A 15,172-nucleotide genomic window follows, 5' to 3' on the forward strand; every position below is an offset into this window, starting at 1 on the left:
CAATGGTTTGCGGCCCCCACACCGGGCACTTTGTCCGCTTGCCAGGGTGCATTTCGTCAGCAAAGCTGGATGGCGGCACGGAACCAAAGAAATCTGGCAGGCATTCAAATGCAACCGTTGACGGGTTGTAACACAGTGCAGAAATGCCCGTACCCGGCTTTTCCCCAGGAATTCACACATGTTCAGCTCCAAAGCATTGCCTAAAAGAACACCGCTTGCCCGCCTGGCCCTGGCCATCACCCTGAGCACCCTCGGCCTGCCTTTCTGGGCGAACACTGCCCAGGCCCACGGCGGTCATGCCGACATGGTGCCGCTGCAAGCGGGTCTGGAGGCCTTTGGTGCCACGGTGAAATGGGACGACTACGCCAACCTGTTCACCATTGCCAAGGACGGGGTCTATCTCAAGGTCAAGCCCGACAGCAAGGTGGCGATGCTCAACGGCAAGCGTATCGAGCTGACAGTGCCAGTGGTGTTCAAGGACCACACGGCGTTCATGTCCACGGACTTCATCAACCAGGTGTTCCAGTCCGGGCTGGACAAGACCTTCGTCGTCGAGACCCGCCCCAACCCGCTCAATCCCCTGAGCGCCGCCGAAATCACCACGGCCGTGGACATCGTCAAGAAATCGGAAAACTACAAACCCGGTTTCCGCTTTACCGAAGTCTCGGTCAAGGAGCCGCCCAAGGATCAGGTGTGGAACTTCGCTCTGACCGGGCAGAACGTCGCCCAGCCGCGCCAGGCCTCAATCGTGGTACTCGACGGCAAGCACGTGATCGAGGCGCTGGTCGATCTCGACAGCAAACAACTCAAGTCCTGGAAGCCGATCGAAGGCGCCCACGGCATGGTGCTGCTGGACGATTTCGCAACGGTGCAATCGGCCGTCGAGGCCAGCCCGGAATACGCCCAGGCCCTGGCCAAGCGCGGTATCAACGATGTGAAAAAGGTCGTGGCCACGCCGTTGACCGTCGGTTACTTCGATGGCAAGGACGGCCTGGCACAGGACAAGCGCCTGCTGAAAATCGTCAGCTACCTCAACACCGATGACGGCAACTACTGGGCGCACCCGATTGAAGGGCTGGTGGCGATTGTCGACCTGGAACAGAAGAAGCTGATCAAGATCGAAGACGAAGCGCTGATCCCGGTGCCGATGAAGCCGACGCCCTATGACGGGCGCGGACGCAAAGGCGTTGAGGTCAAGCCGCTGGAAATCACCGAGCCCGAGGGCAAGAACTACACCATCAGCGGCAACAGCATTCACTGGCAGAACTGGGATTTCCACGTTCGCCTCGATTCGCGGGTCGGTCCGATCCTGTCCACCGTCACCTACGACGACAAGGGCAAGAAACGCAAAATCATGTACGAAGGCTCGCTGGGCGGCATGATCGTGCCTTACGGCGACCCGGATATCGGCTGGTACTTCAAGGCCTACCTCGACTCCGGCGACTACGGCATGGGCACCCTGACTTCACCGATTGCCCGCGGCAAAGACGCCCCGGAAAACGCCGTGCTGCTGGACGCCACCATCGCCGACTACACCGGCGCACCGACTGCGATCCCGCGCGCCATGGCGGTGTTCGAGCGCTACGCCGGCCCGGAGTACAAACACCAGGAAATGGGCCAGCCCAACCTCAGCACCGAGCGTCGTGAACTGGTGGTGCGCTGGATCAGCACCGTGGGCAACTACGACTACATCTTCGACTGGGTCTTCCAGCAGAACGGCACCATCGGTATCGACGCCGGCGCCACCGGCATCGAAGCGGTCAAGGGCGTGAAATCGAAAACCATGCACGAAGACACCGCCAGGGAAGACACCCGCTACGGCACCCTGCTGGATCACAACATTGTTGGCACCACGCACCAACACATCTACAACTTCCGCCTCGATATGGACGTGGACGGCGAGCAGAACTCACTGGTGGAAGTGAACCCGGTGGTGCTGCCGAACGACCGTGGCGGCCCGCGCACCAGCACCATGCAGACCGAAACCAAAGTAGTCGGCAACGAGCAGCAGGCGGCGCAAAAATTCGACCCGTCGACCGTGCGCCTGCTGACCAACTTCAGCAAGGAAAACAAAGTCGGCAACCCGGTTTCCTATCAGTTGATTCCGTACGCCGGCGGCACGCACCCGGTGGCCAAGGGCGCCAACTTCGGCAAGGACGAATGGCTCTATCACCGCCTGAGCTTCATGGACAAGCAACTGTGGGTGACGCAATACAACCCCGAGGAAAAATACCCGGAAGGCAAATACCCGAACCGCTCGGACAAGGATTCGGGCCTGGGGCAATTCACCCAGGACAACCACTCCATCGAGAACACCGACGATGTGGTCTGGCTGACCACCGGCACGACCCACATCGCCCGTGCCGAAGAATGGCCGATCATGCCGACCGAATGGGTGCATGTGCTGCTCAAGCCATGGAATTTCTTCGATGAAACGCCGACCCTGAACCTCAACGCACCGAAATAAGGCACACACAAAACCCTGTAGGAGCGAGCTCGCTCCTACAGGGGATCAGGGGATGAGCGGATTATTGGCTGACCACAATCTTGCCGATCATCTGCGGATGCAGCGCACAGAAATACTCATACTCCCCCGGCGTGTTGAACACCCAGGAGTAACTGTCACCGGTGTCCAGCGCCGCCGAGCGAAATACCTTGTGCGTCTCTGCCACCGTGTGCGGGATCTCGTCATCGTTAACCCACGTCACCTTGGTGCCCACGGCTACCGCCAGATCCTTGGGTCCGAACATGAACTCCTTGATATTGACCTTCACCTCCTGAGCCCATACCGGCATCGCCAGCATCAGGCAGGCAACCGCCAACCATCGCGCTTTCATTCGCTTACCCTCCCCTAGACCAGTGTCGAATCGATCAGCGCCAGCGGATGCTCGCCCTGCGTCGCCCGCACGTCGGTGATCCCCAGATAATTGCGCAGTTGATCGGCGGCCACCGTCATCGGCCCAGGCGTCGGCGCCGTGCCCGGTGCGGGTTGCGGATATGCAGTGCCACGGGCGGTATGAAAGGTGATATTGCCTTCGATCTTCTGGATGACCTGATGGATATGCCCGTTCAATACCGTCACCGAGCCGTACGGGCGCAACATGGCAATCGCCTGGTCACCGTCCTCGGTGCCCCAACCCCACGGCTGATAAATTGTCCACAACGGAATATGGGTAAACACCACGATGGGCGTGCTGCTCGTTACAGCGCGCAGGTCGTCGGCCAGCCACGCCAGCTGATCGGCGCCGAGGTTCGCTTCATGCCCCGCCTGGAAGTTGAAGACATTCACCAGCGCGATGAAATGCACGCCATGGTCATCGAAGCTGTACCAGCCGTTGCCTTTGGTGCCTTTGCCGTAGCGTTCCAGATAGAGCTTGCCGCCGCCCTCATCGAGGGTGTCGTGCTCGCCCGGCACGTAGTGCACGGTGGACGGCAGGCCTTTGAGCAACTCGGCGGCGGTGTCGAACTCTTCGGGCTTGGACAGGTGGGTGATATCCCCGGTATGCAGGATCAGCGAGGGCCGTTTTGGCAGCGCAATGACCTTGTCGATGGCCACCTGCAAGGTCTTCACCGGATCCGGGTTGGCCTCCTTGTTGAAACCGATGTGCGAGTCGCTGACCTGCACAAAATGAAAGTTACCGGCGAGTGCCTTGGGGTCCGTGACATTTCCTGCGTCATCCAGGGCGAAAGCCCGGGGAATGCCGCCGCACAGGGCCCAGACCACACCGGCCCCGGCCCACGCCGAACATTTGAGCAGCGTGCGCCGGTCAGGATTGAGCAGGCCGTCGACGCGTCGTTGGTGTTTTGAATGAATGTTCATCGGTTTTCCCTCGTAGGCGAACTACAGTGATGCAGCTGACACGAGGTAAAACCTTGTGGGACGGGTCTTTATTCCCGGTCGAAAAATATTCTTTTCCCGGGGAATAAAATGCCACGGACCACGGTTATAGAAGAGGGACAGTGCGGGAACCACCATGACGCGATTTGAGGAATTGTTTGCGCCCCACCTGGACGCCGCCTACAACCTCGCACGCTGGCTCACCGGCAACGACAGCGCCGCGCGCGATGTCGTGCAGGAAAGCGCCCTGCGCGCCTTCAGGTTTTCCCAGCGTTTCGTCGATGGCAACGCCAAGGCCTGGTTCCTGACCATCGTGCGCAATGAAAGCTACACCTGGCTGAAAGCCACGGCCGGGCGCCACTGGGTCGCTTTCGCCGACGATGTTGCCCAGGACCAGGGAGCATCAAGCCACGACCAGACCCCGGAGTTGCTGGCCATTCACACGGAAAATGCCGCGCTGGTCCAGCAAGCCCTGCGCTCTCTCCCTCCGGCGTTTCGTGAGGTGATTGTTCTCAAGGAGCTCGAAGACATGCCCTACAAGGACATCGCCCTGGTGGTCGACATTCCCCTCGGAACCGTCATGTCGAGACTGGCCAGGGCTCGAGCCATGCTCAAGCTCGAACTACTGAAGCTGCACGATCATGAATGAACTCGACTGCACGGCTTGCCAGACATTGATGCATGGCTATCTGGACCAGGAACTTGACCCTGCGACCGCGGCGCAAGTGGCCGGGCATTTGGCCGAGTGCGCCGAGTGCGCGCGCCAGCACGATCAGGCAAGGCTGCTGATGACCAGCGTCAAGCAACGGGCGCCGTACTACGCGGCACCGGCGTCGCTGACCTCCCGGGTATTGGCCCCCGAGGCGCCTGCATCCCGTACTCTGGAGCGTTGGCGAGCGTGGTTCGCGCCGGCGTTTTCAGCGGCGGCGCTGGCCCTGGCGGTGATGCTTTATGTGGCGACGCCAGGCAGCGAACAGCCTTTGATGGACGAGGCCGTCTCCAGCCATGTTCGCTCATTGATGGGCGAACATTTGAACGATGTGGTGTCGTCCGACCGCCATACCGTGAAACCCTGGTTCACCGGCAAGCTCGACTTCTCGCCTCCGGTATTCGATTACTCGGCGCAGGGTTTTCCACTGTTGGGCGGGCGCCTGGATTACCTGCAGCACCAGACCACGGCGGCCCTGAGTTACGGGCGCAACAAGCACATTATCAATGTGTTCATCCTGCCCACGCCGCAGGCCGACAAACCGCGCCGGAGCGAAACGATCCGCGGCTTCAACGTGGTGTCCTGGCAAGAGAATCACATGCGGTTCGTTCTGGTTTCGGACCTTGAGAAAAGTGAGCTGGAGGCATTCGGCCTGTTGCTCAAAAACGGCGCCTGAAATTTCCTGACCAGACACCCACCCCCTGTAGGAGCAAGCCTGCTCGCGAAAAAACCAATGGCACCGTTGGGTATCTGGTTTTACGCGTTATCGTTCACGACCATCGCGAGCAGGCTCGCTCCTACAAGGGTTATGTGTTGTTCAGTGGATCTCAGGCATGCCGCTTGCGATACTCCCCCGGCGCAATGCCGAAGCGCGATTTGAACGCGGTGGAGAAGTAGCTCGAATCGGAAAAACCCCACGAATACCCCAGCACCGACAACTTCTGTTCCTTGCCCGATTGGCGCAGGGATTCGGCGCACAGGTCCAGGCGACGGTTCTTGATATAGCGCGCCACCACCAGGCCTTTCTTGGCAAACATCCGGTACAGGCCACGGGTGGACATGCCGACTTCCCGCGCCAGCCATTCCGGGCACAGGTCCTCGGAGCGAATGTTTTCGTCAATGCAGGTCAGCGTCTTGCGGAAGATCCGCTCATGGGCATCGCTGCAGTCGTCGGTCTGGCTGATCGCCGGACGCAGCAGGCTGACAATTGCCTCCAGGGTCGCTTCGCTTTCCTGTCGGGTCAGGTGCTGCTGGCGGGTCGCATCGAGGATCAACCGGTGCGACAGCATCGCGATGGGCGAGGTAGCGGCAATCCGGTGGCCGCACCTGACCTGATTGAAGCGCAGGGTTTGCTCGACCAGTTGATACGGCAGGATCAACGACAACTGTCGGGAGTTTTCGCTGTAGGTGAAGTCGCTGGGCCGCGAGGCATCGATCAGCGTGATGTCACCGGGGGACAACAGGACCTTGTCGTCGCCCTGGGCCATGCCTGCCGTGCCGTCGAGCTGGAACACCGCAAAATACTTGCCGCCCTCGCCCGCCGCAACTTCCTGGGGCGTACGGTACAAACGCGCCTGGCACGCGTCGACGAAACTGAGTTTGAGCGCATCGCTCTGGTATTCGCGGATGCGCCCGGCAAACTCGCTGCCCAGGGGTTGTGCGTTGAAAGCGCCACAGATCTGGTTGATCTGATGGATCCACTGGTCGAACCCATCATGGCGCTGTGCTGTTGTAGAAATCATGTCAGGCCTCACGCAGGGTTATTTTTATTGTCTACGTCAATCCACACGACATCGGATGCTTCAAGTCTCCTGAACAGCACCACTCCCTGAACAATGACGTGCTATTTCAGTCCGCCAAAACGCCGGTAGAAGCTTTCCCCCACATCCGGCAACGGGCCGTCGGCCGTTTCCAGTGCAGCATTCAGCCATTCTTCAGCCTTGGCGTAGATCAAACGGTAAATGTTGCGGCATAACTGGCGGGCGGCGCGGCCTTCCCAATCGCCGGGCAACAACTCGTCCGGCAGTTGCGGGTCACGCAGCAGCAGCTTGCGGTACTCGTGAATCAACAACACCCGTGCCAGGAAGCAGTCGGCCGGTTGCAGGTTTTCCTGCTCGCGCAACGCTTGCCACAACGGTCGGAACAACTGGATGAACTCGCTGTAGTGCGCGGCCAGCTCCTCGATGTTCCAGCTCTCGCGTACTTGCAGGCGCAGCGCCTTGGAGGCCAGTACATCCTGGGCGGTGGTTTCGAAGACGATGGTATCTTCCTGCGCGCCGAGGTCGAGCAGGGTCGCGTTGACGTCGGAACGGTCACTGCGCGGACAGGCCAGCACCACCGGCGAAATCGCACCGAAGCCTTGCCACTCAAGCTCCTCGCGCACCTGTTTGCGTTTGTCCTGGGTCAGTTGCGAGAGCATCACCAGGCACCAGGAGCCATCCCAAGCCGGCATCGTGGTGCTGTAGACGCGCTTGAACGCCTTGTCGAAACGCCGGCGACCGGTGCCGGTCAGGCTGTAATAGCTACGACGGCCGACTTTCTCGGCGGTCAGCCAGCCTTCCTTGGTCAGGCGAAAAATCGACGTACGGATCAGCCGTTCGTTGATACCGATGGGTTCGAGCAATTGAATCAGGCTGCCCAGCCAAACAGTGCCGCCATGGGGTTCGATGGCATCCCCGTACAACGTGATGATCAAGGAACTGGCGCGGATCGGCGTCTGTTCCTGGAAGCGTGTAATCAAATGGTTCAAGGGGGTCAGGGACGACATGGGCGTTCCGCGTAAAAAAAGAAAAGGAATATACCGAAAACCTGCCAGTTAATCGCAAATCCCCTTGTGGGAGCGAGCCTTGGGCCGCAACCCTCTGTCGCTGATGCGCGGGCGATCAGCCTCCGGCTCGCTCAGCGGTTCGCAAACCTGCATCTGCGTGAGGCACCGCTTGGCCAGCGCCTGGTACTCATGTGTGCCCGCCTGTTTCCACGTCACTTCCTGATCGCTGAGGGTGCGCTTGATGCTCGCCGGTGCGCCCATGACCAGCGACTGCTCCGGACATTCGAAGCCGGCCTTGACGAACGCCGCCGCCGAAACGAATGAACGCGGGCCGATCCGGGCGTTGTCCATCACCACCGCATTCATGCCTACCAAGGCGTCGGCGCCGATCCGACAACCGTGCAGCACCGCGCCGTGGCCAATGTGGCCGTTGCGCTCGACCACGGTGTCGCTATCGGGGAAACCGTGCATCACGCAGGTGTCCTGCAGGTTGGCGCCCTCCTCCAGCACGATCCGCCCGAAATCCCCGCGCAGGCTGGCCAGCGGACCGACATAGCAATGCGGGCCGATGATCACGTCACCGATCAATACGGCGGACGGGTGCACATAGGCGCTCGGGTCAACCACCGGGGTCAGGCCATCAAGGCTGTAGCAGGTCATGAAAGCGTCCTTCACAAAGCGATGCAAATAATGGCTATTTTTGTATCACATCACTTTTCCAATCACAAAGACTAAAAAGCGTATCACTTGAAATACACCTTTCCGACGAATGCCAATGATCTGCTGAAATCGGGGTTAAACCCATTATATTCAGGGATAAATCCGCCATCCACGCGCCTTTACCAGTAAGCAGATCGATCGAAAGACGCAGCAATAAGACACACTAAATCCATTTTAGTATTGCATTTACGTATCACGTTGTAGCTATACTTGGGCAAAACCGGCCCCTGCGGCCGATCCAATAACGAGCCGGCACCACGCCGAGCGTGCACCGTGAGGGCATCCGCCATGCCTCTAACCCTTGCCGTCGAACTGATCGAGCCCGGCGTCCGCCTGATTACCCTGCAACGCCCGCAAGCCCTGAACGCTCTGACCACCGAGTTGCTGGGCGAACTGGCCGACGAACTGAATGCCGCGCAAGCCGACCCGGACACCCGCGCCGTGGTTCTCACTGGCAGCCGCAAGGCCTTCGCCGCTGGCGCCGACATCAAGGAAATGGCCGAGCGCAACCTGGTCGGCATCCTCGACGATCCGCGCCAGGCGTCGTGGCAAACCATCACCCGCTTCAGCAAACCGCTGATCGCCGCGGTCAACGGCTTCGCCCTCGGCGGTGGCTGTGAACTGGCGATGCATGCCGACATCATCATTGCCGGCGAGGACGCCCGCTTCGGCCAACCGGAAATCAACCTCGGGATCATGCCCGGCGCCGGTGGCACCCAACGCCTGCTGCGCGCCGTCGGCAAATCCATGGCCATGCAGATGGTGCTGACTGGCGAGCCGATCGACGCCCGCCAGGCCCAACGCGCCGGCCTGGTCAGCGAAGTGACGCAACCGGAATTTACCGTCGACCGCGCCCTGCACATCGCCCGCAGCATCGCGGTCAAGGCGCCACTGGCCGTGCGCCTGGCCAAGGAAGCGCTGCTCAAGGCCATGGACACCGACCTGGCCAGCGGCCTGCGCTTCGAGCGCCACGCCTTCACCGTGCTGGCCGGTACCCGCGACCGCGATGAAGGCATTGCCGCCTTCCAGGAAAAGCGCAGCCCGACTTTCACTGGGCAATAAAGCGGCCACAGAAATCCGAACTCGAATGACCTCCAAGAGAGCGCCAAGACCATGAACTTCGAACACATCCTGTTTTCCATCGAGGCCGGCGTCGCCCTGCTCAGCCTCAACCGGCCGGACCAGCTCAACAGCTTCAACACCCAGATGCATGGCGAAGTGAAGGAAGCGCTGAAACAAGTGCGGCAGAACCCGGACGTGCGCGTACTGCTGCTGACCGGTGAAGGTCGCGGTTTCTGCGCCGGGCAGGACCTGAGCGACCGCAACGTCGCGCCGGGCAGCGAGGTGCCGGATCTGGGCGAGTCAATCGAGAAGTTCTACAACCCGCTGATCCGCCAGTTGCGCGACCTGCCGCTGCCGGTGATCTGCGCGGTCAACGGCGTGGCCGCCGGTGCCGGCGCCAACATTCCGCTGGCTTGCGACCTGGTATTGGCCGCGCGCTCGGCCAGCTTCATCCAGGCGTTCTGCAAGATCGGCCTGATCCCGGATTCCGGTGGCACCTGGACCTTGCCGCGCCTGGTCGGCATGGCCCGCGCCAAGGCCCTGGCCCTGCTCGGCAATCGCCTGAGCGCCGAACAGGCCGAGCAATGGGGCCTGATCTACCGCTGCGTGGAAGACGCCGAGCTGCGCGATGAAGCGCTGAAACTGGCCCACCACCTCGCCACGCAACCGACCTACGGTCTGGCGCTGATCAAGCGCAGCCTGAACGCCAGCCTGAGCAACAGTTTTGACGAACAGCTTGAGCTGGAGAAAGACCTGCAGCGCCTGGCCGGGCGCAGTGAGGATTACCGCGAAGGCGTCGGCGCCTTCATGGAAAAACGCACCCCAAGTTTCAAGGGACGCTGAGACATGACCGCACTGAATACGACTGCACGCATCGCGGTGATCGGCGCCGGAGCCATGGGCGCCGGTATCGCTCAGGTGGCGGCACAAGCCGGTCATCCGGTATTGCTGCTGGACAACCGCCCCGGCGCGGCGGCGCAGGCCATCGAAGGCATTGATCGGCAACTGGGCAAACGGGTCGAAAACGGCAAGCTGTCCGCCGCAGCGCGCAGCGCCACCATCGCCAACCTGCAGGCGGTGGAAGCCATCGAAGCCCTGGCCGACTGCGACCTGATCATCGAAGCCATCATCGAGAACCTCGAGGTCAAGCGCGCACTGTTTCGCCAGCTCGAAGGCATCTGCGGCGAGCACTGCATCCTGGCCAGCAACACTTCGTCGCTGTCGATCACCAGCATCGCCGCGCAGCTTGATCATCCGCAGCGCTTGCTTGGCCTGCACTTCTTCAACCCGGCGCCAGTGATGGCGCTGGTAGAAGTCGTCTCCGGCCTGGCCAGCGATCCGGCATTGGCTGAATGCCTGTACGACACTGCCAGGGCCTGGGGCAAAAAACCGGTGCACACCCGCTCCACGCCGGGTTTCATCGTCAACCGCGTGGCCCGACCGTTCTACGCCGAGAGCCTGCGGATGCTTCAGGAAGGCGCTGCCGATTGCCCGACGCTGGATGCGCTGATGCGCGAAGCCGGCGGATTTGCCATGGGCGCGTTCGAACTGACCGACCTGATCGGCCACGACGTCAACTACGCCGTGACCTGCTCGGTGTTTGACGCCTATTACCAGGACACCCGCTTCCTGCCGTCGCTGATCCAGAAGGAACTGGTGGACGGCGGGCGTCTGGGGCGCAAAAGCGGCCAGGGTTTCTACAGCTACACCCAAGGAGCCGAACGTCCGCAAGCCGCTGAAATCAGCAGCAGCGCGGGCGTCGAGACTTGTATTGCCGAAGGTGACCTTGGCATCACCCAGGGTTTGCTGGCGCGCTTGAGCGAGCAAGGCGTCGAAGTCATCCGGCGCGATGGCCGCGGATTGCTGCGAGTGGGTGACGCGGTGCTGGCCCTGAGCGACGGCCGCATGGCCTGCCAGCGCGCCCGGGAAGACGGGTTACGCAACCTGATCCTGCTGGATCTGGTCCACGATTACGCCAAGGCCCAGCGCATCGCCATCAGCTACTCGAACGGCATTGATCCGCTGGCACTCGAACAGGGCGTGGCCCTGCTGCAACGGGCCGGCCTCAAGATCAGCCTGCTCAGCGACAGCCCGGCCCTCGCCGTCCTGCGCACCGTCGCCATGCTCGCCAACGAAGCCGCCGACGCCCTGCTGCAAGGCGTGGCCTCGGCCGCCGACATCGACCTGGCGATGCGTGCCGGGGTCAATTATCCGCAGGGCCCACTGGCCTGGGCGGACGCCATCGGCCTTCCCCACATCCTGACCGTGCTGGACAACCTGCAAGCCGCCTACGGCGAAGAACGCTACCGACCATCGCTGTTGTTGCGCCGCCGGGTTGCCGAAGGGAGAACTTTCCATGACTAACCGCGAAGCGATGAACCTGGCCAGCGACTGCGCGCAAGCGTTGTTCCAGCGCGACACCGCCAGCCAGGCCATGGGCATGCGCCTGCTATCCGCCGGCCCCGGTTGCGCGCGAGTGGGCATGACGGTGCGGGCCGACATGGTCCAGGGCCACGGCACGTGCCACGGCGGCTACCTGTTCGCGTTGGCTGACTCGGCGTTCGCCTTTGCCTGCAACAGCTACAACGAAGCCACGGTGGCCATCGGTTGCAGCATCGACTACATAGCCCCGGCGCATCTGGGCGACACGCTGAACGCCGACTGCATCGAGCAGAGCCGCTCCGGGCGCACCGGCAACTACGACGTACGCATTGAAAACCAGCAGGGCCAGTTGATCGCCCTGTTCCATGGCAAATCCTACAAAGTGCGCGGCCCGGTGCTGACGCAGGAGACCCCGAATGAATGATGCCCTGATCATCGACGCGGTACGCACCCCCATCGGCCGTTACGCTGGCGTCCTGAGCGGCGTGCGCGCCGACGACCTCGGTGCGGTGCCGTTGCGCGAACTGCTGCGCCGCCACCCGCAAGTCGACTGGAGCACGGTCGACGACGTGATCTACGGCTGCGCCAACCAGGCCGGCGAAGACAACCGCAACATCGCGCGCATGTCAGCGTTGCTGGCCGGGTTGCCGGTCAGCGTACCGGGCACCACCCTCAATCGCCTGTGCGGCTCCGGGCTGGATGCCATCGGCACCGCCGCCCGGGCGATTCGCAGCGGCGAAGCCGGATTGATGCTGGTCGGCGGCGTTGAATCCATGTCCCGCGCACCACTGGTGATGGGCAAGGCCGAGCAGGCGTTTTCCCGTGCGGCCGAAATCTTCGATACCACCATCGGCTGGCGCTTCGTCAATCCGTTGATGAAAAAGGCCTACGGGATCGACTCCATGCCGGAAACGGCAGAGAACGTCGCCGAACAGTTTAACATCTCCCGGGCCGACCAGGACGCCTTCGCCCTGCGCAGCCAGCAACGCGCTGCCACTGCCCAGGCCAACGGACGCCTGGCCAAAGAGATCGTCGCGGTGGAGATCCCCCAGCGCAAAGGCCCGGCCAAGGTGGTCGAGCACGACGAACACCCACGCGGCGACACCACCCTTGAGCAGCTTGCCAAACTGGGGACGCCGTTCCGCGAAGGCGGCAGCGTCACCGCCGGCAACGCCTCCGGGGTCAACGACGGTGCCTGCGCCCTGTTGCTGGCCAGCCCGGAAGTCGCCAAACGCCACGGTCTGACCGCCCGCGGCCGGGTCGTGGCCATGGCCACTGCTGGCGTCGAGCCCCGGATCATGGGCATCGGCCCGGTGCCGGCGACGCGCAAGGTGCTGGAACTGGCCAACCTGAGCCTGGCGGACATGGACGTGATCGAGCTCAACGAAGCCTTTGCCGCACAAGGCCTGGCGGTGCTGCGCGAACTGGGCCTTGGCGACACCGATCCGCGGGTCAACCCCAACGGCGGCGCCATCGCCCTTGGCCATCCACTGGGCATGAGCGGCGCACGACTGGTCACCACCGCCCTGCATGAGCTTGAGGAACGCAATGGCCGCTACGCCCTGTGCACCATGTGCATCGGCGTCGGCCAGGGGATCGCGCTGATCATCGAGCGTCTATCCCACTAAAGAATCGCGATTCCCGAGGAGCCGAGAGGTATCCTTGGGGCATGCACTCAAAGCCCCTGCACGCAGGGGCTGGAACACAAAAACAATTCGAGTGAACACATGAACATGCCAATTGCCCAAGCCGTGTTGAACCCTGCGCTGGACCCGCTGGAAACCGCCAGCATCGACGAACTGCGCCAGCATCAGCTGGAACGCCTGCGCTGGAGCCTGTACCACGCGTACAACAACGTGCCGCTGTACCGCCAGCGCTTCGATGCGCTGGGCGTACACCCCGATGACATCAAGTCCCTCGACGACCTGGCGAAATTCCCTTTCACCACCAAGTCCGATCTGCGGGACAACTACCCCTACGGCATGTTTGCCGTGCCGATGAGCGACGTGGTGCGCCTGCATGCATCCAGCGGCACCACTGGCAAACCGACCGTGGTCGGCTACACCCAGAAAGACATCGACACCTGGGCCAATGTGGTGGCCCGCTCGATCCGCGCCGCTGGCGGCCATCGTGGCGACAAAGTGCACATTTCCTATGGCTACGGCCTGTTCACCGGCGGCCTCGGCGCGCATTACGGTGCCGAACGCCTGGGCTGCACGGTGATCCCGATGTCCGGCGGCCAGACCGAAAAACAAGTGCAACTGATCAAGGATTTCCAGCCGGACATCATCATGGTCACGCCGTCCTACATGCTCAACATCGCCGACGAAATCGAGCGCCAGGGCATCGACCCGCACAAACTGGCCCTGCGCCTGGGCATCTTCGGTGCCGAGCCGTGGACTGCCGAACTGCGCAGCGCCATCGAGGCCCGCATGGGCATCACCGCCCTGGACATCTACGGCCTGTCGGAAATCATGGGCCCGGGCGTGGCCATGGAATGTGCCGAAACCAAGGACGGCCCGACCATCTGGGAAGACCACTTCTACCCGGAAATCATCGACCCGGTCACCGGCGAAGTGCTGCCGGACGGGCAGATGGGCGAACTGGTGTTCACCTCCCTGAGCAAAGAAGCCCTGCCGATGATCCGCTACCGCACCCGCGACCTGACGCGCCTGCTGCCGGGCACCGCACGGCCGATGCGGCGCATCGACAAGATCACCGGGCGCAGCGATGACATGCTGATCATCCGCGGGGTTAACGTGTTTCCAACGCAGATCGAGGAGCAGGTCCTCAAAGTCAAACAGCTTGCCGAGTGCTATGAGATCCATCTGTATCGCAACGGCAATCTGGACAGCGTTGACGTGCACGTCGAACTCAAGGCTGAGCACCAGCACCTGAGCGACGAACAGCAGAAGGCTGTTTGTGGCGAGTTGAGCAAGTACATCAAGACGTACATCGGGATCAGTTCGCGAATCGTCCTGCAGCCTTTCCACTCTATCAAGCGATCCGAGGGCAAGGCTTGCCACGTGGTGGATAAACGTCCTAAAGCATGACTGCTGCACCCTTTATGGCCCCGCTTTTTGCGGGGCTTTTTTTTGGGGGGGCATATCCATTTTCTCGGTAACGGCGGCTTATGGTTCCGCCCTGACGGCGGGTTACTTGGAAAAGCCCCAAGTAACCAAGGGCTCTTGCCCCTTTCGTTCGGTGCCTCGCCAAGGCTCGGCATCCCCTCGCTCCGGTCCTGCTCCGTGGGCCCGCCGCGATCGGCCATCCATGGCCGTACGCGGCTAACCCGGCATCCATGCCGGGTTGCCCACTGCGCAGAACCTGCGCTCGGCCTCTCGAGGGGGCAAGCAGATCAAAAGCCAAAGCGAGGCGGCCTGACAGCCGACCTGACCACAGATGAACGCGTTCCCCCTGTAGGAGCGAGCCTGCTCGCGAAAAACACCGGGACATCGCAGGGATTCAGACAGCCCGCGTCATCGTTGACGCCCATCGTCGGAACGCCGCCCGGAGCAAGCTCGCTCCTACAGAAGAGCAGAGCAGAGCAAAAGCAGATCGGCGTACACCCACGCTTCTCACCACTCAACAGGCCGAGCGTTAGCTCGCCTGCCGCTCTTGATCTTGATCCACCCGCCCCCTCGGCAGGCTGAGTGGAGGTGTTCATCCGGGGATGGGCGCGCAGCGCCGTTCG

14 protein-coding genes are annotated in these 15,172 nt (G+C 62.0%); 9 read left to right on the forward strand and 5 right to left on the reverse strand.

The window, feature by feature from the left end:
* The first annotated feature begins 178 nt into the window (after positions 1 to 178).
* Positions 179 to 2,467 (forward strand): primary-amine oxidase, encoded by a 2,289-nt coding sequence (tynA, locus tag CAF65_RS26575; RefSeq protein WP_085718956.1) that lies wholly within the window; start codon positions 179 to 181, stop codon positions 2,465 to 2,467.
* 61 nt (positions 2,468 to 2,528) lie between these two features.
* On the opposite strand, the gene CAF65_RS26580 is transcribed toward tynA, so the two are convergent.
* Positions 2,529 to 2,837 carry a cupredoxin family copper-binding protein gene (locus CAF65_RS26580; RefSeq protein WP_008021643.1) on the reverse strand — a complete coding sequence of 103 codons (309 nt, stop codon included), beginning with the start codon at positions 2,835 to 2,837 and terminating at the stop codon, positions 2,529 to 2,531.
* 14 nt (positions 2,838 to 2,851) lie between these two features.
* Positions 2,852 to 3,820, reverse strand: a complete 969-nt coding sequence (locus tag CAF65_RS26585) for a metallophosphoesterase (protein ID WP_085718957.1) — start codon at positions 3,818 to 3,820, stop codon at positions 2,852 to 2,854.
* A gap of 154 nt (positions 3,821 to 3,974) precedes the next feature.
* Here CAF65_RS26585 and CAF65_RS26590 point away from each other — a divergent pair, with 154 nt between their 5' ends.
* Together CAF65_RS26590 and CAF65_RS26595 are read left to right on the forward strand one after the other, a co-directional pair.
* Positions 3,975 to 4,487 carry a sigma-70 family RNA polymerase sigma factor gene (locus tag CAF65_RS26590; protein WP_085718958.1) on the forward strand — a complete coding sequence of 171 codons (513 nt, stop codon included), beginning with the start codon at positions 3,975 to 3,977 and terminating at the stop codon, positions 4,485 to 4,487.
* Positions 4,480 to 5,223, forward strand: a complete 744-nt coding sequence (locus CAF65_RS26595; protein WP_085718959.1) for an anti-sigma factor — start codon at positions 4,480 to 4,482, stop codon at positions 5,221 to 5,223. Before CAF65_RS26590 ends, CAF65_RS26595 begins: the two co-directional genes overlap by 8 nt.
* A gap of 151 nt (positions 5,224 to 5,374) precedes the next feature.
* Here CAF65_RS26595 and feaR read toward each other — a convergent pair whose 3' ends face one another.
* The 3 genes from feaR to paaY all read right to left on the reverse strand — a co-directional run bounded on the left by feaR (position 5,375) and on the right by paaY (position 7,974).
* On the reverse strand, positions 5,375 to 6,289 hold the full coding sequence (gene feaR, locus CAF65_RS26600; RefSeq protein WP_085718960.1) for a transcriptional regulator FeaR: 915 nt from the start codon (positions 6,287 to 6,289) through the stop codon (positions 5,375 to 5,377).
* A gap of 101 nt (positions 6,290 to 6,390) precedes the next feature.
* Positions 6,391 to 7,314, reverse strand: a complete 924-nt coding sequence (gene paaX, locus CAF65_RS26605) for a phenylacetic acid degradation operon negative regulatory protein PaaX (protein WP_007972019.1) — start codon at positions 7,312 to 7,314, stop codon at positions 6,391 to 6,393.
* A gap of 48 nt (positions 7,315 to 7,362) precedes the next feature.
* Positions 7,363 to 7,974, reverse strand: a complete 612-nt coding sequence (gene paaY / locus CAF65_RS26610; RefSeq protein ID WP_085718961.1) for a phenylacetic acid degradation protein PaaY — start codon at positions 7,972 to 7,974, stop codon at positions 7,363 to 7,365.
* Between the two features lie 348 nt (positions 7,975 to 8,322).
* On the opposite strand from paaY, the gene paaF reads away from it, so the two are divergent.
* The 6 genes from paaF to paaK all read left to right on the forward strand — a co-directional run bounded on the left by paaF (position 8,323) and on the right by paaK (position 14,531).
* A complete protein-coding gene (gene paaF, locus CAF65_RS26615; protein ID WP_085718962.1) occupies positions 8,323 to 9,096 on the forward strand; it encodes a 2,3-dehydroadipyl-CoA hydratase PaaF in 774 nt (257 codons plus the stop codon).
* Between the two features lie 51 nt (positions 9,097 to 9,147).
* Positions 9,148 to 9,939 carry a 2-(1,2-epoxy-1,2-dihydrophenyl)acetyl-CoA isomerase PaaG gene (gene paaG, locus CAF65_RS26620; protein ID WP_085718963.1) on the forward strand — a complete coding sequence of 264 codons (792 nt, stop codon included), beginning with the start codon at positions 9,148 to 9,150 and terminating at the stop codon, positions 9,937 to 9,939.
* Positions 9,940 to 9,942: 3 nt separating this feature from the next.
* Entirely contained in the window at positions 9,943 to 11,460 is a 1,518-nt protein-coding gene (gene paaH / locus CAF65_RS26625) for a 3-hydroxyacyl-CoA dehydrogenase PaaH (protein WP_085718964.1), read from the forward strand.
* Positions 11,453 to 11,902 (forward strand): hydroxyphenylacetyl-CoA thioesterase PaaI, encoded by a 450-nt coding sequence (gene paaI, locus CAF65_RS26630; protein WP_085718965.1) that lies wholly within the window; start codon positions 11,453 to 11,455, stop codon positions 11,900 to 11,902. The genes paaH and paaI overlap by 8 nt, the downstream gene beginning before the upstream one ends.
* On the forward strand, positions 11,895 to 13,106 hold the full coding sequence (gene pcaF / locus CAF65_RS26635) for a 3-oxoadipyl-CoA thiolase (RefSeq protein ID WP_085718966.1): 1,212 nt from the start codon (positions 11,895 to 11,897) through the stop codon (positions 13,104 to 13,106). Before paaI ends, pcaF begins: the two co-directional genes overlap by 8 nt.
* 99 nt (positions 13,107 to 13,205) lie before the next feature.
* The gene (gene paaK / locus CAF65_RS26640) at positions 13,206 to 14,531 is read left to right on the forward strand and encodes a phenylacetate--CoA ligase PaaK (RefSeq protein ID WP_085718967.1); all 1,326 of its coding nucleotides are present in this window, start codon (positions 13,206 to 13,208) and stop codon (positions 14,529 to 14,531) included.
* Positions 14,532 to 15,172: the final 641 nt, after the last annotated feature.

This window comes from Pseudomonas sp. B28(2017), from assembly GCF_002113025.1.
Classification (GTDB): Bacteria; Pseudomonadota; Gammaproteobacteria; order Pseudomonadales; family Pseudomonadaceae; genus Aquipseudomonas.